At 66.2% G+C, this 2,195-nt stretch carries 3 protein-coding genes; all 3 read right to left on the minus strand.

All coding sequences use genetic code 11. The features are described 5' to 3' along the window. On the minus strand, positions 1 to 1,167 hold a 1,167-nt coding region (locus ACV4UX_RS18800), incomplete at its 3' end, for a tetratricopeptide repeat protein (protein WP_491594812.1). Positions 1,168 to 1,227: 60 nt separating this feature from the next. Then, positions 1,228 to 1,761 (minus strand): DUF1318 domain-containing protein, encoded by a 534-nt coding sequence (locus ACV4UX_RS18805; protein WP_491594813.1) that lies wholly within the window; start codon positions 1,759 to 1,761, stop codon positions 1,228 to 1,230. 2 nt (positions 1,762 to 1,763) lie between these two features. Continuing rightward, the coding region (locus tag ACV4UX_RS18810; RefSeq protein ID WP_491594814.1) for a hypothetical protein at positions 1,764 to 2,195 on the minus strand (432 nt) is incomplete at its 5' end.

Consider the following 2,195-nt stretch of genomic DNA (forward strand, 5'->3'; position numbering starts at 1 on the left):
CAGGGAGGCCTCGCTGATGGCCTTGGCGCGCTCCAGGAGCTTGATGCCGTCCTGTCCGCGGCCGGTCTGGTAGAGCAGGCCCGCCTGGTTGTTGAGCAGCTGGGCCAGGGTGGGGTGGTTGGGGCCCAGGGTGCGCTCCACGACGCCCACAGCCTGTCCCAGGTATTCCAAGGCCTTGGCGGTGTCGCCGGCGGAAAAGTGGTCCACGGCCATGTTGTTCAGGCGCAGGGCCATGTCGGGGTGTTCCGCTCCCTGGGTTTTGAGGGAGGATTCCATGGCCTGCTTGGAGAATTTGAGAGCCTCGGCCTGTCGTCCGGTGTTCTGGTAGACGAAGGAGAGGTTGTTGCGCAGCGTGGCGATGTGGGGATGGTCCGGCGGCAGGTTCTTTTCGAGCACGCTCATGGCCTTGAGGCTGTATTCCTCGGAGCGGGGATAGTCCTTGAGCTTGGCGTAGAGCACGGCGAGGTTGCCGTAGGAGATGGCGGTGTTGATGTTATTCGGCCCCCAAAGCTTCTCGCGGGAGGCCTTGGACAGTTCCATCTGGTCGCGGGCGCAGGCGAGGTCCTCCATGCCCATGCAGACCAGGGAAAGGACCGACCGCGCGGCGGCAACGAACTCGCTGCCAGCCCCCTCGGTCTTGATGAGAATGGCCAGGGCGCGTTCGGCCTCTGGCCGGGCCTCGGCGTAGCGCCCCTGGTCCGAGTGGATGGTGGCCAGGTTGGCCAGACACTTGGCCAGGGTCATATCGTTGGGGCCGCCTACCTTCTCGGCCTGGGGGACCAACTCTTTGAACATGGCCTCGGCCTTGGCGAAATCCCCTTTATGATAGGGAATTTCCGCCACCATGTAGCGCACGTAGAGCACGTTCTTGCCGTTCTCGCCCTCTTTGCGCAGGAAGATGCCCAGGGCCTTGTCCAGAGTCAGGCGCGCCTTCTCGTATTCACCCAGGCGGCGGTACGTTTCGCCCAGGATCACGGCGTCGTAGCCCACCAGGGTGGAATCCGGCCCGTAGGCCGCCTCGTGCTCGGCCAGGGCCTTCTCGGCCAGGGGCAGGGCCTCCTGGGGCTTTTCGTCGCGCAGGAGCGTGAAGGTCTTGTAGGTGGAGCAGCCGCTGAACAACAGCGCGGCGCACACGGCCAGGGACGCCAGGAAGCGGACGCCTGTCATGGCGTGACCCTCCTCGCAGACTGTTGACGGGCCGGCACGCAAGCCCAGGGAGCGCGACCGCTATTTCTTGGACCAGCTGCCGTCCTCGGCCTGCACCCACCAGCCGGTGCGGGCGTTGTCGCGCCAGGCCTTGGCGTAGATGGCCCCGATGCGCGGCACGTCGGCCTTGCGGACCTTGAGGTCTGTGGCCAGGGCCTCATAGAGCGCCTTGCGGTCGGCGTTGTCGTCGCCCACGAGGGCCTTGGCCAGATCGGCCTGCTTGGCGCAGGCGGCGTCGCCGGGGCGCAGGGAGAGGTAGCCGTCGCTGCCGATGCCCACGCAGCCCTCGTCGTAGAACGGCTTGAGGCTGGCCTGGCGGCCCAGGATGGCCTCCATGGAGGATTTCACGGCGGGGTTGGGCACGGCATCGATGCGCAGGTTCTGGCCCGGGCCGCGCGTGGCCACCATGTTGCGCGTGGCGAAGGCGTCGGCCACCAGCAGATCGGCGCTCTGGGCCACCTCGCTGGCCGGAAAGTTGACGTTCACCGTGGCGCACGCTCCGGTCAGCGCCGCCAGGAGGACCATAGCCAGGTACGTCTTACGGGCCGCGATCATGTTCATTCCCTCGCTTTGGGTACGTTGCCTTCAGGTCCGGTCGCCTTGCCCGGGGGGGCGTGCAGATGGGGCAGTTCGAACCTCACCTTGGTCTCGATCCTCTTATTCATGATATTCATGAAACGGGCAAGCAGGTCTGCGAAGGGGATGGCGTTTTCCGTGTTGCCGATCACCACGTCCACGCCCGTAAAGCCCGAGCGCCGCAGGACAAACTCCACGCCGTTCTCCTGGTGCAGGCCGCGCACGGTGCACCACTTGCCCTTGAGCCCCACCATGAGCCCGAGCTTGCGATAGCCGAAATCCCCGAAGAGCTTGAGGGCGGTGCGCGCGGCGAAGCCAGGGTCCACGGCGCGCCCGGCCGAGACCTCCGTGAGGGAGTTCACGGCCCCCAGGCTGATGCGCTGCTCCACCCCTGGCGTCTCCACAGACTCCAC

The sequence above is a fragment of the Fundidesulfovibrio sp. genome (assembly GCF_058402725.1).

What these genes read in the sequence shown, in the direction of transcription:
- ACV4UX_RS18805 (WP_491594813.1), bottom strand. Translation starts at nt 1,761, where the DNA reads ATGATCGCGGCCCGTAAGACGTACCTGGCTATGGTCCTCCTGGCGGCG.